Here is a 19,883-nt window from a genome sequence, read left to right as displayed (position 1 = left end):
TTCTGTCGATTTCTGACGGTCCTTCGCGCGCGGTGGACGGAGGGGCCCGGGACGCGGGTGGTGTGTCCCGGGCCTCTTCCTGTTCCTGTCCGCTTCAGTCTGGTCCGGCCCGGTCTGGCTCGTTCCGGTCCTGTCCGGTCTGGTTCGCTCCGGTTCGCTCAGGTCCGCTCCGGTCAGGCGGTGCGGTGGACCTTGGAGTTGGAGGCCTGGGCGCGGGGGCGGACGACCAGGAGGTCGATGTTGACGTGGCTGGGCCGGGTGACGGCCCAGGAGATGGTGTCGGCCACGTCGTCGGCGGTGAGGGGGGCGTCGACGCCCGCGTACACCTTGGCGGCCTTCTCGGTGTCGCCCCGGAAGCGGGTGGTGGCGAACTCCTCGGTCTTGACCATGCCCGGGGCGACCTCGATGACGCGGACCGGGGTGCCGACGATCTCCAGGCGGAGGGTCTCGGCGAGAACGTGCTCGCCGTGCTTGGCGGCCACATAACCGCCGCCGCCCTCGTACGTGGAGAGGCCCGCGGTGGAGGAGAGGATGACCACCGTGCCGTCGCCGCTCGCGGTGAGGGCGGGGAGCAGGGCCTGGGTGACATTGAGCGTGCCGATGACGTTGGTCTCGTACATCTGGCGCCAGTCGGCGGGGTCGCCGCTGGCGACCGGGTCGGCCCCGAGCGCCCCTCCCGCGTTGTTCACGAGGACGGCGAGGGTACGGAACGCCGTGGCGAACTCGTTCACCGCATCGCGGTCGGTGACGTCCAGCTCGTAGGCCGTGGCCTGGTGGCCCGCCTCGTTGATCTCGGCGGCGAGCGCCTCGATGCGGTCCTTGCGGCGGGCGGTCACCACGACGCGGTAGCCGGCGGCGGCGAGCTGCCGGGCGGTCGCGGCACCGATGCCGCTGCTCGCTCCGGTGATGACGGCGATCGGGGTGGCGGCCATGGCGGACTCCTCGGACAGCTGATCGGTACGGGGGTCAGGATAGGCAGGTGCCGGGCTCAGTGGCCGCGGGGGGCGTACATGATCACTGCCATGCCGGCCAGGCAGATCAGCGCGCCGATCACGTCCCAGCGGTCGGGGCGGTAGCCGTCGGCGACCATGCCCCAGGCGATCGAGCCGGCGACGAAGACCCCGCCGTACGCGGCGAGGATGCGGCCGAACTCGCCGTCCGGCTGAAGCGTGGCGACGAAGCCGTAGGCGCCCAGCGCGATGACGCCCGCCCCGATCCAGATCCAGCCCCGGTGCTCGCGCACGCCCTGCCAGACCAGCCAGGCGCCCCCGATCTCGAAGAGCGCGGCGACGACGAAGAGGGCGACGGATCGGGCGATCGACATGAGGCAAGCGTGTCATGTGAGGAGAAAGGCGCGCCGAACCGGTCGGTAAATACGGATGATTCGGGGCGATCTGTATCTTCGGGGCATGGTAGTGACACAGAGAGCTGCGCGAGCCGTCTCCGCGACGGCACTGTTGGCCGGGAGCGTGGCGCTGGGGTCGGGGGCCGCGGCTGCCGCCCCGTCTGCGGGCGTGTCATCCTCCGTGGCCGTGATCTCCCCTGCGGTCGTGACCTCCCCCGCAGCCGTGGTCTCTCCTGTGTATGTGGCCTCTCCTGTGGCAGTGACCTCCCCCGCGGTCATGACCTCCCCCACGGTCGGCGCGCTGTCCGCGGCTGCCACGCCCTCCGTTCTTCCTGAGCCCTTCGTGGGCATCGCGCCCGAGGCCGATGTGTCGCACCACGGGCATGTCCTGCTGTGGGGCGCGGGACTCAAGGTCCGGGTGCGGACCGAGAACCACGGCCCGTCGAGTCTGACCGGAGTGACCGTGCGCGTGCGGACCTCGGTGGCGCTCGCCGGACGGCAGGTACTTCCGCAGCGCTGTCTGCGGGCCGACCGGCGGACCGTGCTGTGCCGGACGGGCAGCCTGCGCGCCGACGGGGTGCAGGAGCGGCGGATCGCCCTCGAACTGCGGCTCGACGGGCGGCCGGACGAGGTCGTCGTGCGCGTCGACACTCTGTGGAACGGCGGCGCGACCGACCGGAATCCCAAGAACGACGACCACAAGGTGCTGGCCCCGGCCACCGGTGACGAGTACGTGTTCTGACTCCGTACGTGTTCTGACTCCGACTACGTGTTCTGAACCTCCGGCGGGTGACGCGGCGGGTGACGCGAGGAGCGCGCGGTGGGTGACGCCGGCGGGGACGCGAGGGGCGCGCGGCGGGTGGTTCGGGTCCGGTGTTCGCGGGGCCGCTTGATGCGGGCCCGGTGCTCGTCGTGGGCCCCGTGTTCATCGGCCGAGTGCGGCCCGCAGGGCCGTCGGGTCGGGGTGGTCGCTCGCCCAGGCAATGTAGCCGTCGGGGCGGACGAGCAGGGTGGTGGTGCGGTCGCCCCGCCAGTGGGCGTGCACCAACGGGGCCGGTGATGCCGGAGCGGCGGAGCCGTCGGGGGTGACCAGGACGAACGTGCCGTCGCGCAGCAGTTGGTGCAGGCGGCCCTCCTGGAGGCTCAGGTCGGGGGCACGCTTCGCGGTCAGGGGATGCGCGCCGCGCGGGGCCCGGTAGGCGATCGAGATGCCGGAGACCATGCCGATGGCCTTGTCCGAGGCGGGGCGGACGGCGGTCAGCGTCTTGGAGGTGACGGTTCTGACCGTCCGCTGGAGCGGGGTGTGGGCCATGGCGAGGCGGACGAGCGCGCCGCTGGTGCGGAGCACCATCGCGCCGACCGGGTGCCGTTCGGCGTGGTAGCTGTCGAGGAGCGCTTCTGGGTCGGCCGTGTGTCCCCGTAGTACGGCGGCGAGCTTCCAGGAGAGGTTGGCCGCGTCCTGGAGGCCGGTGTTCATGCCCTGGCCGCCCGCGGGGGAGTGGACATGGGCGGCGTCCCCGGCAAGGAAGACCCGGCCGGTCCGGTAGGACGGGGCCTGGCGTTCGTCGCTGTGGAAACGGGAGATCCAGCGGGCTTCGTGCATGCCGAAGTCGGTGCCGAAGGCGGTGCGGCAGATCTCGCGCAGCTCGTCGAGGTCGACGGGGTCGCTGTCGGCCGCCTGGTGTGCGCGGTCCCACCCCATCACTCGGTACCAGCCGTCGCCGAAGGGGGCGACGAACGCGAAGGCGTCTCCCCCGCCGCTGACCGTCAAAATGTCGGAGGGCTCGTCGGTGAGCCGGACATCGGCGAGGACCATCGACCGGATCACCGATCCGCCGGGGAAGGGGAGCCCGAGCGCATGGCGCACGGGGCTGCGCATTCCGTCGGCGCCGACGAGATAGCGGGCGGTGAGGGTGGTCCGGCTGCCGTCCGCCTCGCGGAACTCGGCGGTGACGGACTCCGCTTCGGCGCTCTGGCGGAGCGAGGTCAGCTCCGTCTCGTACCGGAAGTGGACGCCGGCGGTGCGGGCGCGGCGCTCCAGCAGGTGCTCCACCTCGTACTGCGGGGTGATCAGCACGAACGGGAAGCGGGTGTGCAGCCGGGAGAGGTCGAGCGAGAGCTTCCCGAAGAAGCGCAGGGAAGTGAGGGAGGTGCCCGTCCGGATCAGCTCGTCGGCCAGGCCGCGGCTGTCGAGCAGTTCGAGCGTGCGGGCATGCACGGCGAAGGCGCGCGTCATGTTGTTCGTCCGGTGCGGGCGGCGCTCGACGAGTGTGACGGAGATGCCCTGGGCGGCCAGGTCCCCTGCCAGCAGCAGGCCGGTGGGGCCGGCGCCCACGATGAGTACGTCGACGGTTTCGGACGCGGTGTTCGGGGTGGTGGTCATGACTGCCTCCTGGGCCCGTTCATCAGCTGTCACCGTTATGCCAACGACTGTTGGTCAACGCTTGTTGGCAACGGTAGTCCCGGGGGGACTGGCATGTCAACGCTTGTTGGCCTACATTTGTTGGCATGACAGAGCCCGCCACCGCGCCTCGACGCTCGGATGCCACCAAGGCCGCGATCCTCTATGCCGCACGCGAGCGGTTCGCCGCCGACGGGTACGAGCGCGCGACCATCCGGGCCATCGCCCGCGACGCGAACATCGACCCGTCGATGGTCATGCGCTACTACGGCAACAAGGAGGGGCTGTTCGTCGCCGCCTCCTCGATCGACCTGCGGATACCCGAGCTGGGTGCGCTGCCGGGCAAGCACGTGGGTGCGGTGCTGGTCGGGCATTTCCTGGACCGCTGGGAGGGCGACGACGTACTCACGGGCATGCTCAGGGTCAGCGTCACCAATGAAGCGGGCGCCGAGCGGATGCGGGCGATCTTCGCCGAGCAGATCGGCGCGGTCACGGTCGGGGTCTGCCCCGTCCCCGCCGAAGCGGCCCGCCGTGCGGTGCTCGTCGCCTCGCAGATACTCGGAATGGCGCTCGCGCGATACGTGCTGCGGTTCGGGCCCGCCGTCGAGATGTCGCGCGACGAGGTGATCGCCTGGCTCGCGCCCACCGTCCAGCGCTATCTGACCGCAGAGACGCCGTAGCCGGGCCGGGGCGCCGTGGCTGGGCCGGGGCGCCGTGGCCGGCCTGGCCGCTGTGGCCGGACCCGACCCGATCGGACTCGATCCGGCCGGACCGGGCCGGACCCGGCCCGGTTGCTCCTGGCTGCTCCTGACCGGTCCCGACCGGCCCTGACCTGGTCCGACCTGACCCGACCTGACCGGGCCGAGGTGGTTGGCTGCTCCGTACACTCTCTGTATGTCGCAGAAGCCCCAGCCCGGCCGCAGTGCGCTGATGGCCGAGCTGACCGTCGAGTCACGCCGCTACATGGCCGCCTTCGCGCTCTTCAACCAGGCCGTCGCCGACCATCTGCGGCTCCACCCGACCGATCTCCAGTGCCTCAACCTGCTCGGTCTGGAGGCGACGCCGGTCACCACGGGCCACATCGCGGAGCTGACCGGGTTGACCACGGGGTCGGCGACCCGGCTGGTCGACCGGCTGGAGCGGGGCGGGTACGTGACGCGAGAGCGGGACACCGTCGACCGGCGACGGGTGCTCGTCACGACCGTGCCGGAGCGGATGGCGGAGATCGGTGCGGTCTGGGAGCGGCTGAACGGGGCGTGGGCGGCGATGTTCGAGGCGTACGACGACGATGAGGTGGCCCTGCTCATCACCCACATGCGGCGGACGACCGAGCTGAGCGCGCTACAGGTCGAGTCGCTGCGGGAGGCCGCCGGCGGCGCGTGACGGACGGCGGACGGCGGCGCGTGACGGACGGCGGACGGCGGGGCGCCGAGGCGCCGGGATGTCGAGGTACCGGGATGCCGGGCGCCGGGGTTGCGCGCTGTCCGCCGGGGCTGTCCGCCGGGGCTATGCGCCGTCCGCCGATGTGGGCGCGAATTCCCGGAGGGCCCTGGTGACGATCGCCTCCAGGTGGGAGTGGTGGGCGCCCCGCCAGTAGACACGGTCGCACTCCGTGCACTGCGCGAAGACGTCGTACGAGCTCCGGGTGCCGTGCTCCAGCTGATCGCTGACCGTGTCCTTGTCGGCCGCCTTCAGCGGGCCGTTGCAGGCGGTGCACCTGGTCCACGGGGCGAGGTGCGGGGCGAACCGCTCCAGCACATCGCGGAGTTGATTCTCCGGACGGTCGCTGTAGACGTACGCCCCGGCCCAGATCTCGCGCCGGTGCAGCAGCCCCCGGTCCCGTGAGAGCAGTACGCGCCGCTCCTGCGCCGAACGGGCGGCCAGCGCGGGATCGCCGATGTCCTCGCTCTCGTACGCCGCGTCGACACCCAGCAGCCGCAGCCGCCGGGCCAGGGTGCCGAGGTGGACGTCGAGCAGGAACCGCAGAGGCGCGCCCGGGACCTGCTGGGGGCGTGCCACGGCGCGAACCTCGACCAGTTCGCCGGCGCCCGGAATGTGTGAGACCGGCACGGGCCGGCCGTCGACCAGGATCTCTCCGGCCTCGGTGAGCGGGATGCCGAGCGACTCCACGACATGACCGAGGGTGGACGAGCCGTCCGTTGTCACGGCCGTGCGTCCCCGGCGGCGTTCATGCGCGACGAAGAGCCGCAGCTCGGGGGCGACTTCGAGGTGGATCTCCGGTCCGTTCACCCCGCCAGGATGTCATCGGCCGGGGTGTGCCAGCCAGGGGGTTTCGCCGCTCGGGGGTTTCGCCGCTCAGGGGCGGAAAGCCGCGGCGTTCTCCTCGGCCCAGGTGGCGAAGGTACGGGCCGGGTGGCCGGTCAGCTTCTCGACGTCGCTCGTCACCTCGTCCGGGACGCCGTCCAGGGCGGCCGCGTACGCGAGCAGCGCGTCGGCGATCGGACCGGGCATGAAATCGGCCACGGACTCCTTCCATGCGGCCCCGGTCACGGTGTTGACGGTGACGGGGCGCCCGGACGCCGCCGCCAGCATGCCGACCTGCTCGGCGGCGGTGAGCGATTCGGGACCGGTCAGGTGGTACGCCGCGCCCTGCAGGCGGGGCTCGGTGAGCGTGGCGAGGGCGGCTTCGGCGATGTCGGTGGCATGGATGGGGCTGGAGTGGCTGTTGGGGTGGGGAAGGTCGACGGAGCCATGGGTCCGTACCGACTGCACCCACTGGAACGCGTTGCTCATGAAGGATCCCGGGCGCAGCAGCGTCGTGGTGAGGGGCGAGGCGATCGCGGCCTGCTCCACCGCGTGGTGGGAGGAGGCGATCAGGTTCTCCCGGGCGTTCGGGGCCAGGACCGAACTGGAGGAGAGCAGCACGACATGGCTCACCCCGGCGGTCTCGGCCGCGGCGAGGAAGGCGTCGATGCCGGACGGGTCGGCGTAGAGGAAGACGGAGTCGATGCCGTCGAGAGCGGCCCCGAAAGTGGCCGGATCACCGAGGTCGCAGGCCACGACGGGCACGCCGGCGGGCAGTGCGTCGGCCGTGGCGGCAAGGCTCTCGGGGGTGCGCGAGGCCGCGCGGACGGCGTGGCCGTCGCGGTGCAGCAGCGAGACGAGCGTGGAGCCGATGCGGCCCCGGCATCCGGTGACGAGAGTGGTCATGGTGGAGGAATCCCCTCTGCGGGTACGGCAAATATGCTTGCGACAGGAATAAGCTGTGTCGCGCAGATAAATATTGCGGGGGATGGGTGAAGTGTCAAAACGTTTTCGGACGTCCTGGAGCCCCGCTCTCGGAGCACCGCTCCTGGAGCCCCGTCCTCGGAGCACCGCCCCCGGAGCCCTGCCCCTGGTCCCGTCCTCGGAGTTGCTGTCCTGGAGACCTGCCCCTGGAGCCCCGCCCCTGAAGATGCGCGCCCGGGGGCAAGCCTCGGGGGCGCCCCCCGGAGGCGGGGTAACTGCGGCTGCGGTTGCGGCTGCGGCTGTGACTACAAAGCGAGGTGGCCGGGGCCGGGGGCAAGGTCGAGGTCGAGCCGCCAGTCGTTCGTCAGCAGCGCGTGGCCGGGCGGGTACTCGAAGTCGCACTCGCCGATCAGGGTGAAGCCCGCCTTGCGGCACACCGCATTCGACGCGCCGTTCTCCACGGACGGGTAGGCGTGCAGGAAGCGGTGCTTGCGCTCGGCGCGGGCCTGCTCGGCGACTGCCCTCGTGGCGGCCGTCGCGATGCCCAGGCCCTGGTACTCGGGGAGGACGGCCCACCCCGTCTCGTACACCTCCTGGCCCTGCCAGGTCCGCTCCCAGAAGCCGATCGTGCCCACCGCTTCGGCCCTGTCCGCCAGTGCGACGCGGAACATCCTGCCCCGGCCCGTGCGGTCCGCGCTCAGCTCCACGTAACGCCCGTGGCGCGCCATGAGCTGCTCCTCCGTCTCGGGGCCGCCCAAGTGGTCCATCAGCTCAGGGGCGTTGGCGCGGCGGAGCAGCTCCAGGTCGGCATCCGACCAGGCTTCGATCCGTACGGGAGATGAAGCGGCGTGTTCCATACCGGAACTGTAGGACGCGGCACTGACAGCGGGCGGTCAGCGCGGGGCGAACGCCGTCGGGGGTACGCCGACCGTGGCGGTGAAGTCCCTGATCAGGTGGGCCTGGTCGCTGTAGCCGAGCTCCGCGGCGAGCGCCGCCCAGTCCACCTGCGGGTCCGACTCCGCCCGCTCCAGGGCCTCGTGGATGCGGTAGCGGAGGATGACCCACTTGGGGCCGACGCCGACGTACGAGGCGAAGAGCCGCTGGAGCGAGCGCGGCGACAGCCCCGCGGTGCGGGCGAGTTCGTCGACGCGACGCACCGTGCGGTCCGTGCGCACCAGGTCGGCCAGGGCCACCGCGCGTTCGGCCTGCGGGTCGGGTTCCGGGCCGAGCGCCAGCAGGTACCGGTCGAGCGCCGCCACCCGCGCGTCCTCGTCCGCCGGGCCGAGGATGTCGGACGGCGGGGCGGGCGGGGCGAACACCTCGTCGGCGGGGAGCCGCCGCCCCGTCCACTCCGAGACCGGCCGGTCCGGTGCGAACGGCCGGAAGCCGCCGGGCCGGAACTTCACCCCGCAGACCCGGCCCCGGCGCTCCAGCTTCTGCGTGAAGAGCTCCAGCCCGATGCCCGAGACCTCCACGAACCCGGCGGGGCCGGGCCGGGCCGTGCCGTCGTCCTGCTCGAACCGCTGGAAGACCAGGTTCACGGACGGGTGCGGCACCACATGGGAGGCGTACGGCTGGGACAGGTCCCAGTCGATGAGCCAGTAGTTGTCGACGTACGGCCGCAGAACGGCGGCGGGTTCACGGCGGCGGAAACGTACCTGGGCGAAGAGTTCGGGGGCATCGACGATGCCCCGGGTGTCGCGTCGAGGACCGGCCATGGCGGCGATCCTACGATCCGTGGGCGATCCGGGCGCGGACGGTGTCGCGTTTCTTCAAGCGCCCGAACGCCCGGTCGTGCATCGTCGGAGGATGACGAAGATCAGTGAATTGCTGGCCATGGCCGTCGGACCGGCGATGGTGGTGCTGGACGGCATCGACGACGACGGCCTCGACGCCCCCACTCCGTGCGCGGAGTACGACGTGCGGGCCCTGATCAGCCATCTCTTCCAAGTGGTCGTGAACTTCCAGGCCCTGGCGGCCAGGGAGGAGGCCGACTTCGGTACGACGCCGGACATCGTCACCGGGGACTGGCGGGCCCGGTTCGGCGAGGAGGCGGCCGGGCTGGTGGCGGCCTGGGCCGTGCCCGGGGCGGACGAGGGGACCACGGGGGCCATGGGGCTCCCGGCCAGGACCGTCGGGAACATGGTGCTGGGCGATCTGACCGTCCACGCCTGGGACCTGGCGCGGGCCACCGGACAGGAGTTCGCCCCGGCCCCATCCGTACTGGACGAGATCGGCCCCGCGCTGGCCGCGATGGCTCCGATGGCCCGGGAGGCGAAGGTGTTCGGCGAGCCGCACCCCGTGCCGGACGGGGCCGGCCCCTTCGACGAGGTGCTGGCGCTGACCGGCCGGGATCCCGGCTGGCGGCCCCCCGGCGCCTGACGCCGGCGGCTGGCGTCACGCGCCGGCGGGCGAGGGGCCCGGGGCCTCGCCCGCCGATGCCTCCGGTGTGTGGAATGGCCGGATGCGGGCGGGAGCGGGGATACGGATGCGGGGGTGCGCGGGCGGTCTACCGGCTCCACACGTGCACTGCGTCGCCCGCCTCCGACACCGTGTACCAGGTGCCGTCGCCGAGCGTCGTGGGCGCGCCGGATATCGGGAACGGGTACGTGACCTGCGCCGTCAGCCGCATCCGCGCCCCGGCCGTGCTCACCAGCCAGTGGCGGTGTTCGCCGTACTCCGCGTCCCGCTCCGACGTACCGGCGATGACGGTCTCCTCGTCGAGGAAGCCGCAGTCGTAGTCCCAGAGCGCCTCGTCGGCGTCCCGGTCGTCGGGATCGGCCTCGGGATGGCGCGGGACGATGTGCTCGGTGTCGAGTTCGGAGAGTACGCAGCCGTCGTCGATCCGGTGCACGCCGAGCGTCTCCTCGTAGTGGGTCACCGTCAGGAAGCGGTCTCCGGAGGGGCTCACGCCCGTCAGGATCCGTTCGTCGTCGCAGAACTGCTCGACGGAGAGTTTCGCGCCGTCCCACCGGCCCCACCGCAGCGGCACCCCGTCCTGGCCCTCGCCGACGCTCAGCCCCATCCGGGCGGGGTCGGGATGCGGGACGTGGTCGGAGCCGACCGCCACCGTCGCGGTCTCCGCCCGGCCGAGCACCCGTCCGTCGGCTGCGTCGACGACCAGCCACTCGTCCAGCGCCTCCGGATCGGAGCCGGAGGCGGCAACGGGGCCGCGGACATGGGCCCAGACGAGCGTCCCGTCCGCGGAGAACACGGCCGAGCCACTGTCCGCGTACAGATGCCGGCGGTCGGCCGCGTACTCCTCGTACGTGGTGTGGAGGGTGCGGCAACTGCCCTCCCAGCAGCCGTGCGCCACCTCCCAGCGCACCGCCCCCGACGGATCCACCGCGCGTACCGCGTGCACCCCGGCGAAGACCGCGAGGCCGCCGCCCGGCGCCACCGTGCAGGTGCCGAAGGCGCGGGGCCAGGGGGCGGGGAAACGGACCGGCGCCGCGTCCGGGACGTCGGGGTCGACGGCGATCAGTTCGGTGTCGCCGCGCTGGACGAGCAGGCGCCGGACGCCTGTCGACGGCCCGCCGCCGGGACCGGGCCGCGTGTCCGGCCAGTGCAGGAGGTGCGGGGCGTCCGCCGTTTTCCGTGCGTGATCCAGCGGTGCGGCGAGCGTGGTGACAAGGCGTGCGGCGGTGGTGTCGGCCATGGGACGGGCCCTCCCCCTCGTGCGTGAGTGCGTCGACTCGTGCGAGCGTGCGTGCTTCGGTACTCGTGCGTGCCTGCGTGCGTGCCTGAGTGAGTGCTTCGGTACGTCTCGTGCGTGCGTGAGTGCCGAGTTACGACTCGCGCGTGTGCATCGGTACGATTCGCGCGTGCGTGCATCGGTACGGGGAGAACCGTAAGGCCGGCCGGTGGGTGCCTGGCCGGCGGCCTCAGCCCTGGTACGTGTCCGGGACGACGGCGACCGGGCACGGTGAGTAGTGCAGCACCGCGTGGTTGACCGGGCCCAGCTGGAGTCCGTGCCATCCGCTGCTGCGCCGGGCGCCGACGACCAGGAGCTCCGCGTTCTCGGCGGCTTCGATCAGTACCTGGTGGGCCGGGCCCTGTGCGACGGAGCGGTGGACGACGACGGCTCCGGAGCCGCCCTGGCCGGGAGCTCCTTGTGGATCCTGCGCACCTTGTGTCCCTTGTGTCTCCTGTGCCCCCTGTGTCCCTTGTGGCTCCTGTGCCTGCTGCTGTTTCTTCCGGTTCTCCAGGGTTTCCAGGGCCTTCAGGACCTCGTCGAGGTGTTCCTCGGCCTGTCGGCGGTGGGTGGAAGAGGGGACGCCCGGGAGGGGCGGATGGGTCAGGAGCGTGTGCGCGGGGCGGCGCCAGGCGCGTACGGCGGTGAGCTCGCCGTGTCGCGATGCGGCCTGGGCCAGGGCGAAGACGGCGGCGGCCGACGGGCCGGCGTCATCGCTGATCCCGACGACGATGTGGCCGGGTTTCGGCGGTGTGCCGGGCTGCCTCGCCGGGATCACCACGACCGGGCAGTGCGAACGCCCGGCCAGCGCCAGCCCCACGGACCCCAGGAGCATTCCGACGATCCGGCCCCGGCCCCGCGAGCCCAGGACGACGAGCGACGCCTCGTGGCTCTCCTGGACGAGCGCGGCCACCGGGTCCTCGGGCTGCACGTCGGCCACCACGCTCACCTCGGGTCTGAGGTCGCGCACCCGGTCCCGGGCCGAGGCGACCAGGTGCTCGGCGAGGAGCTGTTCGCCGGGCACCCCGGCGTCCGCGGTGGGCCGCAGGCCCTCGTAGTGCTCCCACAGCGACGCGTGCACGACGCGCAGGGGGAGCCGGGAGCGTGACGCCTCGGCCGCGGCCCAGTCCAGGGCGCGCAGGCTGCCCTCCGAGCCGTCCACCCCGACGACCACCGGGAGCCCCATCGCTCCCACCGCCTCTCTCTACGGTTCGATCGTCAGCACCCGGTCCACCCGGCGGCGCGGCGTTCGCGGGCCGGTGGGCCCGTACCCCATGCGGATGACCATCTGGGGGTTCCCCGTGCCGTGGACGGGGTCGCGCAGGACCCAGCGCAGGTCCGGCCATTCGACGGGCTGGGTCGCGAAGGAGGTGGACACCGAGTCCAGCGTGGCGGTGAGCAGGACGCGTTCCAGCGCCTGACCCGCACGGAGCCAGTCCGCCGGGCGGTCGTCAGCGGTGGACAGCAGGGTCAGTTGCGGCCGTCGCTCGAACAGGACGCGGGCCCGGCCCGCCGGGGCGCCGGTGCCGGTGAAATCGCGGTTGGTCGCCCGCTCGGAGGCGTCACGCGGGCCGAAGGCGTAATCCGGGATCCCGTCGTCCGGCGCGTCGGTCTTCGTGAACCGGGTCCAGTGCTGCTGCTCGGCCTCGCGTGCCGGGTCGCCGCGGTCGTAGCCCTCGGCGTCCCGGATCAGGTCGAGCACGGTCTCCAGATGCGGCGAAACCAGGAACACGAGGTCCGCGCCCTCGGCAAGGGCCGCGCTCACCAGGCGGGCGCGGACCTCGTCGGGGATCGGCTGCTCGTCGAACGGGTAGCGGCTGGTGTGCCGGTCCGCGATCGCGGGGTGCAGGGCGCGCAGCGCCCCGTCGGCCCGGTCGCGCGGGGCGTCGGGGCCGGCGTCCAGGCGTACGGCGGCCAGGAACGCCGGATCGGACGGGTCGGGCAGCAGGGTGGTGGCCGCGGCCAGGCCGTGGTGGGCGGCGGACACCCGCAGGTTCAGCAGGGCCGCGCCGCAGCCCACGTGCAGGGCTCGGGCGGTGGGGTCGGCCGCCGGCATCGCCCGCTCGAAGTCGGCCCGGAGGGCGAGGGTGCGGTCGCCGCGCGCGTAGCGGAAGAGCCAGGGCTGGGCGTTGTGCATGGACGGCGCGGCGGTGGCGTCGGCCACGAGGTCGGCAACCATCGTGTCGGTGAGCGTCTGGGCGGACATCTGACCCCCGCGGATCGGGAACTGTCGATGTCTTTCCAGCATGTATCAAGTGCCGCCGTGACGGTACGGGAGAAGGTCCGGGTTTCCGGGATCCCGTCGGGTGGGGGATCGTGGAGGGGAGGCAGGGGAGGGTGGCGGCGGAACTTCGCGCACCGGAGGTGGATCATGACCGTCCCCGTGACCGTAGGCCTGAACGGGACGCCCGCGAGCATCGCCGCGGCGGACTGGGGCGCCCGTGAGGCGGCGCTGAGAGGTCTGCCGCTGCGGCTGGTGAGCGCGTGGGAGTGGCAGCCGTTCTCGTACGCGCCCCTGGCCGGCGGCGAAATGCCCGAGCAGTGGTCCGTGCGGGTGCCGGAGGAGACCGCCGCGGAGCTGCGGCGCCGCTACCCGGGCCTGGACGTCACCGCCGACCGGCTCACCGGCCCGCCGCCCGAGGTGCTGTGCGAGGTCGCGAAGGGGAGCGAGCTGCTGGCCCTCGGGAGCACCGGGCTCGGCCCGCTCGCCGGATTCCTGCTGGGGTCCGTGGCGATGGCGACCGTCGCGCACACCGAGCGGCCGGTCGTCCTCGTACGTGCCCATGAGGGCGAGGGCGACGAGGGCGAGGGCGGGGAAGCGGGCGGTGGTGGCGGTGGGGCGTCGGAGGCGGGTGACCGTGCCGTGGTGCTCGGCATCGACCTGAGCAGCCCCGGGGACGAGACGATCCGGTTCGGCTTCGCGGCCGCCGCAGCCCGGTCGGCGCCGTTGCGGGTGATCAATGGCTGGAATCCGCCGCCCTACTTCGGGCACGGCATCGGTGACGACGAGGGCCGCCGGGCCGAGGTGATCGACCGGACCGCCGCATCGATGCGGGCCGCACTGGAGCCGTGGCGCGAGCGGTACCCGGCCGTCGAGGTGGCCGAGGAGCCCGGGATCGGGCGGCCCGCCCGGCTGCTGTCGGAGGCCGGGGCAGGGGCCGGACTCGTGGTCGTCGGCCGCCGGGCGACCCCGCGCAGGCCCGGACAGCCGCGCATCGGCCACGTCGCCCACGCGGTGATGCACCACTGCCCGGCGCCGGTGGCCGTCGTACCGCAGGCGCTACCGCCGGCGGCGGCCTGAGCGGCCCGGGCGACCGCGGGGAACCACGCGTCCCGACCGGTCTCAGACGGTTGCCCCGAGGCGGTCGACCAGGTGGTGCCAGGCTTCCTCCAGGTGCTCCGGAGGCATGCCGCGCTCGGTGGTGAGGTGGTGGACGAGGGCGGTGTCGATGGAGGCCAGCAGGGTGTGGGCGAGCAGCTCCGGCTCGCCGGGCACCTCCGCCTGCCGCAGCAGCATCGCGAGGTGGTTGAGGCGCAGCCGGAGCGCCGGGACGGCGTAGTTGCGCAGCGGGTCGGTCCGGCTGGCCAGGATCAGCGGGTGGTGATCGCGTTCGTGGCGCAGCACGGCGGGCCCGAAGGCGTGCAGCCGTTCCGCCGCGGGGGCGTCCGGGCCCAGCGGCGGCGGGCCGGAGAGGAAGGCGGCCTGGAGCTGCTTCTCCCGGTGGTCCAGGAGCGCGAGCAGGAGTCCGGCCCGGTCGCCGAAGCGCCGGAAGACCGTTCCCTTGCCGACTCCCGCCGCGGCGGCCACCGACTCCATGGTCAGGTCCGCCGCCCCGCACCCGGTCAGCAGCCGGGAAGCGGCGTCGAGCAGGAGCGTGCGGTTGCGGGCCGCGTCGGCCCGCAGCTGCGGGGGCTCGTCGATCGGGGCGAGCGGGAGATTCGTCCGCGCGTCACCTGGTTCGGGCAGCGGTTCGGGCAGCCTCGGCGTCGGAGGGATATCGGGGCCGGTCATGGTCTCAGCGTAACGCCCGGAAAGGACAAGTGGACCGCGGTCCGTTTAGGTGGTACAACTTTAAACGGACCACGGTCCGCTTGATTCGATCTGCTCGGCGCAACCGACGCGTCCGCTCGGTGCGCCTGTCTCGCCGCCTCCCCGGGAGTTCCTCATGTCTGTACGCATCCTCGCCCTCGTCGGCAGCCTCCGCGCCGGTTCGCACAACCGCCAGCTCGCCGAAGCAGCCGCCAAGCACGCCCCCTCGGGCGTCGAGATCGAGCTGTACGAGGGCCTGGCCGAGGTGCCGTTCTACAACGAGGACATCGACGTCGAGGGAGGCGTCCCGGCCGCCGCCGCCCGGCTGCGTGAGGTGGCGGGGCAGGCCGACGCGTTCCTGCTCTTCTCGCCCGAGTACAACGGCACCATGCCGGCCGTCCTGAAGAACGCCATCGACTGGCTGTCCCGCCCGTTCGGCGTCGGTGCCGTCTCCGGCAAGCCGGTCGCCGTGGTCGGCACCGCCTTCGGTCAGTACGGCGGCGTCTGGGCGCAGGACGACGCCCGCAAGTCCGTCGGCATCGCGGGCGGCGTGGTCCTGGAGGACGTCAAGCTGTCCATCCCCGGCTCCGTGACGCGCTTCGCCGAGACCCACCCGGCCGACGACGCCGAGGTCGTCACCGCGCTCGCCGAGGTGCTCGGCAAGGTGTACTCGGCCGCCTCCGCGGCTGCCTGATCCTGGTCGGACCTGTCCACCGGAGTACCCCCTCGTCGATGACGTGGGGGTACTCGTCGTCGGTGACGTGCTCGCCCGATTCGCTCCCGGAGCCCGGGATCAGGGCCACACCAGGCAGTACGCCTGATGCCCGGCGTCGTGCAGGCGGTGCGAGAAGTCCTGCCACTCGTGCAGCAACTGGTAGACGTTGAACGCGTCGCGCGGGCCGCCGCGGTCCGGGACCGTGGACCAGATGAACGCCGCGGCGCCCACCGACTCCTCGCCGACGCCGCGCAGCGGGTCGACGACCGTCATCGGAAGCTTGACCACCGCGTAGTCGGGGTGCAGCACCACCAGTTCGAGCGGCGGGACCTTGTGCAGCGGTATGCCCTGTATTCCGGTGAGGACCATCGCCGCCACCGTCTCGGGCTTGATCTTGGTGAACATGCCGCCCATGCCCAGCTCGTCACCGCCGAGCTCCTCGGGGCGCATCGAAATGGGCACGCGTGCCGCAGTGGCCCCGTCGGGGGCACCGAAGTACTTGTAGGTCACCCCCACCCGGCCACCACTCCTGCTTCCGGCTTCGCCACCCTGCGCCCCACCGGCCCGTATGCCCTGCTCGCGCTCCGCGTCACGCCGGTGCCGACCCCGCCGGGCAGGCTCGGGCCCCAGGTCGTCGGTCCCTTCGCCCACTCCGCCACCGCGATGCATATCTCATCCACCCGACTACTACTTAGGAGACACAGCCCCCGCCGCGCAACCCGATCATCGTGTCAGTGACCTCCCCCACGGGCGTGCGGTGAAACACCTGTCCGCAAGACCGTCCGCGGCTCTGACACCATGGCTTGTGTGAGCTTTCCCTATGACGCCCCAGTTTCGCAGACGCTTTTCGACCGCGCGTCCCTCGTGACGCCCGGCGGCGTGAACTCTCCCGTACGTGCCTTCCGGGCCGTGGGCGGTACGCCCCGCTTCATGGTGTCCGGCAGCGGTCCTTACCTCACCGACGCCGACGGCCGTGAGTACGTCGACCTCGTGTGTTCGTGGGGGCCGATGATCCTCGGCCACTCCCACCCGGAGGTCATCGCCGCAGTCCAGGAGGCCGTCGCCCGCGGCACCTCGTTCGGTACGCCCGGTGAGGGCGAGGTCGCGCTCGCCGAGGAGATCGTGGCCCGGATCGAGCCCGTGGAGCAGGTGCGGCTGGTGTCGTCCGGCACCGAGGCGACCATGTCCGCGATCCGCCTCGCCCGCGGATTCACCGGCCGGGCCAAGGTGGTGAAGTTCGCCGGCTGCTACCACGGCCACGTCGACGCGCTGCTCGCCGCCGCCGGTTCCGGGGTCGCGACCTTCGGCCTCCCGGACACCCCGGGGGTCACCGGCGCCCAGGCCGGCGACACGATCGTGCTGCCGTACAACGACCTGGCCGCCGTCCGCGAGGCGTTCGCCGCGCACCCCGGCGAGATCGCCTGTGTGATCACCGAGGCGTCGCCGGGCAACATGGGCGTCGTGCCGCCGCTGGACGGTTTCAACGCCGGGCTCAAGGAGCTCTGCGCGGCCAACGGGGCGCTCTACATCTCCGACGAGGTCATGACCGGATTCCGTACGTCGAAGGCCGGCTGGTTCGGCGTCGACGGGGTGCGGCCCGACCTGATGACCTTCGGCAAGGTCATGGGCGGCGGCTTCCCGGCCGCGGCGTTCGGCGGGCGCGCGGACGTGATGGCGCACCTCGCTCCGGCAGGCCCCGTCTACCAGGCGGGCACTCTCTCCGGGAACCCGATCGCCACCGCCGCCGGGCTCGCCCAGCTGCGACTGCTCGACGACGCGGCGTACGCCAAGGTGGACGCGGTCTCCGCGGAGATCCGGGGCCTGGTCAGCGAGGCGCTGGACAAGGAGGGCGTGGCCCACACCGTGCAGGCGGCGAGCAACATGTTCTCCGTCTTCTTCACCGACCGGCCGGTGCGGAACTACGAGGACGCGAAGCAGCAGGAAGCTTTCCGCTTCACCGCCTTCTTCCACTCGCTGCTGTCGCAGGGCGTCTACCTCCCGCCGTCGGCCTTCGAGTCCTGGTTCGTCTCCACCGCCCACGACGCGCAGGCCGTCGAGCGCATCGCCGCCGCCCTGCCCGCCGCCGCCCGCGCCGCCTCGGAGGCCACCGCATGAGCGAGAACGGAAACCGCAAGGACGACGGAGGCCGCAAGGACGTCACCGTCGTCCATCTGATGCGGCACGGCGAGGTGCACAACCCGGAGGGCGTGCTCTACGGGCGACGGCCCGGCTACCACCTCTCCGAGCTCGGCCGGCAGATGGCCGACCGGGTCGCCGAGCACCTGTCCGGCCGCGACATCACCCATGTCGTCGCCTCGCCGCTGGAACGCGCCCAGGAGACGGCCACGCCGATCGCCAAGGCGCACGGCCTGGACCTGGCCACCGACGGCAGGCTCATCGAGGCGGCCAACGTCTTCGAGGGCAAGACCTTCGGCGTCGGCGACGGCGCGCTGCGCAAGCCGGACAACTGGAAGCACCTGACGAACCCGTTCCGCCCGTCGTGGGGCGAGCCGTACATCGAGCAGGTCGTACGGATGATGGGCGCGCTGGACGCGGCGCGCGACGCGGCCCGCGGCCACGAGGCGGTGTGCGTCAGCCACCAGCTGCCGATCTGGATCGTGCGCAGCTTCGTCGAGCGGCGGCGGCTCTGGCACGACCCGCGCAAGCGGCAGTGCACCCTCGCCTCGCTGACCAGCTTCACGTACCAGGGCGACAAGATCGTGTCGGTCGGGTACTCGGAGCCGGCCCGGGACCTGGTGCCGGCGCACCTGCGGGCCGGGGCGAAGCCGGTGAAGGGGAAGTCGAAGGCGTTCGGCGCGTAGCCGGCCGGAGGCCGGTGGGGAGCGGTGCCGAGGAGCGCCCCCGCGCGGCCCGGTCACTGAATTTTCCTCGATCGCCGGACGGGCCGGATGTGCCGCTCGTCCGGCGATTCGCGTTCTGACGCGATTGGCGTCCCGTCTGGCGATTCGCGTCCCGTCCGGCGATCGTTTCCCTGACGCGCTCCGGCGGCGGTCGAACGCTGCCCCTGCCCCGCTCCGGCGGCGGTCGAGCACTGCTCCCGCCCCGTCCGACCTGCTAGGTCACGCGTTCGCTCATGGCCAGGGTCTGGTCTCGCAAAGATTAATGTGTTAATCAGCGGAACCCTCGTGTTGATTCCACCATCTAAGCCTTCGCCAGTTTGTATGGACTTAAGGCAAAACGACCGCAGATGGGGTAATCATGCGCGACATCAGCCGAAGGGGTCTGCTCGGAGCCGGGCTGGGGGCCGCTGCCGCGATCGGGGTGGCGGGCTGCGGCGCCTTCGGCTCTTCGGGCTCGGGCCGGTCGGGGACCACGGGGGAGAAGGGGACCGACGAGGCCACCCGGGGGACCGGGCCCGCGAAGAAGGACGTCAAGGAGATCGGGGACGGTTCCACCGCGGACACCGGGAAGCAGCCGCACCAGCCCGCCAAGCCGGTGCCGCTCGAACCCGGGCAGACGCCGCCGCAGTTCGTGATCTTCTCCTGGGACGGCGCCGGCGAGGTCGGCAACGGACTCTTCCCGCGCTTTTTGGAACTCGCCAAGGATCATGACGCGGCGATGACCTTCTTCCTGTCCGGGCTCTATCTGCTGCCCGAGTCGAAGAAGTCCATGTACCGGCCGCCCAACAACCCCGTCGGCGCCTCGGACATCGGATATCTCACCGACGGTCACATCAAGGAGACGCTGAAGAACGTCCGGCAGGCATGGCTCGACGGACACGAGATCGGCACCCACTTCAACGGGCATTTCTGCAGCGGTTCCGGATCGGTCGCCAACTGGTCGTCCGCGCAGTGGCGCAACGAAATCGATCAGGCGGTCTCATTCGTCACCGAATGGCGCACGAACACCGGCTGGACCGACCTCGATCCGCTGCCTTTCGACTACCGCAAGGAACTGATCGGCGGCCGCGCTCCCTGCCTGCTCGGCCAGGAGAATCTGCTGCCCACGGCGAGCAGGCTCGGCTGGCGCTACGACGCCAGTTCGCCCGGCGGCACCCAGGTCTGGCCCAAGAAGCGGGAAGGGGTCTGGGACCTGCCGCTCCAGGCGATGCCCTTCCCCGGGCACACCTTCGAGGTCCTCTCGATGGACTACAACATCCTCGCCAACCAGTCGCTGAATTCGACCAAGGGCATGCCTTCGCGCTATCCCGAATGGCGTGAGCAGGCCACCCAGTCGTACCTCGCCGGTTTCAACCGCGCGTACTCGTCGAATCGCGCGCCCTTCTACATCGGAAACCACTTCGAGGAGTGGAACGGCGGCATCTACATGGACGCGGTCGAGGAAGTGATCAAGAAAATCGCGGGGAAGCCGGATGTGCGCCTCGTCTCCTTCCGGCAGTTCGTCGACTGGCTCGACGTCCAGACTCCGGCCGTGCTCGACAAGCTCCGCACACTGCAGGTCGGTCAGTCGCCCGAAGGCGGCTGGAACGCCTTCTTTAAACAAGCCTGACAACGGGCTTTACGGGCACCGAGGGGGGTGCCCGAGATC

The 19,883-nt window shown here is 71.9% G+C and carries 21 protein-coding genes; 9 read left to right on the top strand and 12 right to left on the bottom strand.

Annotation, left to right across the window (positions count from 1 at the left end; all coding sequences use genetic code 11):
• Window positions 1-173 precede the first annotated feature (173 nt).
• Both AADR41_RS18295 and AADR41_RS18290 read right to left on the bottom strand, forming a co-directional pair.
• Window positions 174-932: an SDR family NAD(P)-dependent oxidoreductase gene (locus AADR41_RS18295; RefSeq protein WP_259930095.1), complete on the bottom strand. Its 759-nt coding sequence runs from the start codon at window positions 930-932 to the stop codon at window positions 174-176.
• Between the two features lie 56 nt (window positions 933-988).
• Window positions 989-1,324 (bottom strand): YnfA family protein, encoded by a 336-nt coding sequence (locus AADR41_RS18290; protein ID WP_342282479.1) that lies wholly within the window; start codon window positions 1,322-1,324, stop codon window positions 989-991.
• 280 nt (window positions 1,325-1,604) lie between these two features.
• Here AADR41_RS18290 and AADR41_RS18285 point away from each other — a divergent pair, with 280 nt between their 5' ends.
• Window positions 1,605-2,087, top strand: coding sequence for a hypothetical protein (locus AADR41_RS18285; RefSeq protein ID WP_342282478.1), 483 nt, complete (start codon window positions 1,605-1,607; stop codon window positions 2,085-2,087).
• A 183-nt stretch (window positions 2,088-2,270) separates the two neighbouring features.
• Here AADR41_RS18285 and AADR41_RS18280 read toward each other — a convergent pair whose 3' ends face one another.
• The gene (locus AADR41_RS18280; protein ID WP_342282477.1) at window positions 2,271-3,728 is read right to left on the bottom strand and encodes an FAD-dependent monooxygenase; all 1,458 of its coding nucleotides are present in this window, start codon (window positions 3,726-3,728) and stop codon (window positions 2,271-2,273) included.
• A gap of 125 nt (window positions 3,729-3,853) precedes the next feature.
• On the opposite strand from AADR41_RS18280, the gene AADR41_RS18275 reads away from it, so the two are divergent.
• Window positions 3,854-4,426, top strand: a complete 573-nt coding sequence (locus AADR41_RS18275; RefSeq protein WP_342282476.1) for a TetR/AcrR family transcriptional regulator — start codon at window positions 3,854-3,856, stop codon at window positions 4,424-4,426.
• Window positions 4,427-4,640: 214 nt separating this feature from the next.
• Complete coding sequence (locus AADR41_RS18270; protein ID WP_342282475.1) at window positions 4,641-5,129, top strand: MarR family winged helix-turn-helix transcriptional regulator; 489 nt, start codon at window positions 4,641-4,643, stop codon at window positions 5,127-5,129.
• A gap of 123 nt (window positions 5,130-5,252) precedes the next feature.
• Here AADR41_RS18270 and AADR41_RS18265 read toward each other — a convergent pair whose 3' ends face one another.
• The 4 genes from AADR41_RS18265 to AADR41_RS18250 all read right to left on the bottom strand — a co-directional run bounded on the left by AADR41_RS18265 (window position 5,253) and on the right by AADR41_RS18250 (window position 8,653).
• Window positions 5,253-5,996 carry a Mut7-C RNAse domain-containing protein gene (locus AADR41_RS18265; protein WP_342282474.1) on the bottom strand — a complete coding sequence of 248 codons (744 nt, stop codon included), beginning with the start codon at window positions 5,994-5,996 and terminating at the stop codon, window positions 5,253-5,255.
• A gap of 66 nt (window positions 5,997-6,062) precedes the next feature.
• Window positions 6,063-6,917 (bottom strand): NAD(P)H-binding protein, encoded by an 855-nt coding sequence (locus AADR41_RS18260; protein WP_342282473.1) that lies wholly within the window; start codon window positions 6,915-6,917, stop codon window positions 6,063-6,065.
• Window positions 6,918-7,240: 323 nt separating this feature from the next.
• Entirely contained in the window at window positions 7,241-7,792 is a 552-nt protein-coding gene (locus AADR41_RS18255) for a GNAT family N-acetyltransferase (RefSeq protein ID WP_342282472.1), read from the bottom strand.
• 36 nt (window positions 7,793-7,828) lie between these two features.
• Complete coding sequence (locus AADR41_RS18250) at window positions 7,829-8,653, bottom strand: helix-turn-helix domain-containing protein (protein ID WP_342282471.1); 825 nt, start codon at window positions 8,651-8,653, stop codon at window positions 7,829-7,831.
• A gap of 91 nt (window positions 8,654-8,744) precedes the next feature.
• Here AADR41_RS18250 and AADR41_RS18245 point away from each other — a divergent pair, with 91 nt between their 5' ends.
• Window positions 8,745-9,317 carry a TIGR03086 family metal-binding protein gene (locus AADR41_RS18245; protein WP_342282470.1) on the top strand — a complete coding sequence of 191 codons (573 nt, stop codon included), beginning with the start codon at window positions 8,745-8,747 and terminating at the stop codon, window positions 9,315-9,317.
• A gap of 127 nt (window positions 9,318-9,444) precedes the next feature.
• Here the strand turns inward: AADR41_RS18245 and AADR41_RS18240 are convergent, their stop codons facing one another.
• From AADR41_RS18240 to AADR41_RS18230, 3 genes are all read right to left on the bottom strand, one after another.
• A complete protein-coding gene (locus AADR41_RS18240) occupies window positions 9,445-10,593 on the bottom strand; it encodes a hypothetical protein (protein ID WP_342282469.1) in 1,149 nt (382 codons plus the stop codon).
• Window positions 10,594-10,819: 226 nt separating this feature from the next.
• A complete protein-coding gene (locus AADR41_RS18235) occupies window positions 10,820-11,815 on the bottom strand; it encodes a universal stress protein (RefSeq protein WP_342282491.1) in 996 nt (331 codons plus the stop codon).
• A gap of 18 nt (window positions 11,816-11,833) precedes the next feature.
• Entirely contained in the window at window positions 11,834-12,835 is a 1,002-nt protein-coding gene (locus AADR41_RS18230; protein WP_342282468.1) for an Acg family FMN-binding oxidoreductase, read from the bottom strand.
• 165 nt (window positions 12,836-13,000) lie between these two features.
• On the opposite strand from AADR41_RS18230, the gene AADR41_RS18225 reads away from it, so the two are divergent.
• Window positions 13,001-13,930: a universal stress protein gene (locus AADR41_RS18225; protein ID WP_342282467.1), complete on the top strand. Its 930-nt coding sequence runs from the start codon at window positions 13,001-13,003 to the stop codon at window positions 13,928-13,930.
• Between the two features lie 42 nt (window positions 13,931-13,972).
• Here AADR41_RS18225 and AADR41_RS18220 read toward each other — a convergent pair whose 3' ends face one another.
• Window positions 13,973-14,641: a TetR/AcrR family transcriptional regulator gene (locus AADR41_RS18220; protein WP_342282466.1), complete on the bottom strand. Its 669-nt coding sequence runs from the start codon at window positions 14,639-14,641 to the stop codon at window positions 13,973-13,975.
• Window positions 14,642-14,795: 154 nt separating this feature from the next.
• Between AADR41_RS18220 and AADR41_RS18215 the strand changes: the two genes are divergently transcribed.
• Window positions 14,796-15,353: an NADPH-dependent FMN reductase gene (locus tag AADR41_RS18215; RefSeq protein WP_342282465.1), complete on the top strand. Its 558-nt coding sequence runs from the start codon at window positions 14,796-14,798 to the stop codon at window positions 15,351-15,353.
• A 99-nt stretch (window positions 15,354-15,452) separates the two neighbouring features.
• Here AADR41_RS18215 and AADR41_RS18210 read toward each other — a convergent pair whose 3' ends face one another.
• A complete protein-coding gene (locus AADR41_RS18210; protein WP_342282464.1) occupies window positions 15,453-16,043 on the bottom strand; it encodes a hypothetical protein in 591 nt (196 codons plus the stop codon).
• Between the two features lie 129 nt (window positions 16,044-16,172).
• Here AADR41_RS18210 and hemL point away from each other — a divergent pair, with 129 nt between their 5' ends.
• From hemL to AADR41_RS18195, 3 genes are all read left to right on the top strand, one after another.
• The gene (gene hemL, locus AADR41_RS18205; RefSeq protein WP_446751067.1) at window positions 16,173-17,489 is read left to right on the top strand and encodes a glutamate-1-semialdehyde 2,1-aminomutase; all 1,317 of its coding nucleotides are present in this window, start codon (window positions 16,173-16,175) and stop codon (window positions 17,487-17,489) included.
• Window positions 17,486-18,196: a histidine phosphatase family protein gene (locus AADR41_RS18200; protein ID WP_342282462.1), complete on the top strand. Its 711-nt coding sequence runs from the start codon at window positions 17,486-17,488 to the stop codon at window positions 18,194-18,196. The genes hemL and AADR41_RS18200 overlap by 4 nt, the downstream gene beginning before the upstream one ends.
• Before the next feature lie 397 nt (window positions 18,197-18,593).
• On the top strand, window positions 18,594-19,844 hold the full coding sequence (locus AADR41_RS18195; protein WP_342282461.1) for a hypothetical protein: 1,251 nt from the start codon (window positions 18,594-18,596) through the stop codon (window positions 19,842-19,844).
• The last annotated feature ends 39 nt before the right edge of the window (window positions 19,845-19,883 follow it).

The sequence above is a fragment of the Streptomyces sp. CLV115 genome, from assembly GCF_038448545.1.
GTDB classification, from domain to species: Bacteria; Actinomycetota; Actinomycetes; order Streptomycetales; family Streptomycetaceae; genus Streptomyces; species Streptomyces sanglieri.
The sequence above is the reverse complement of the archived record's forward strand: the minus strand, read 5'-3'. Positions and strand labels throughout refer to the sequence as shown.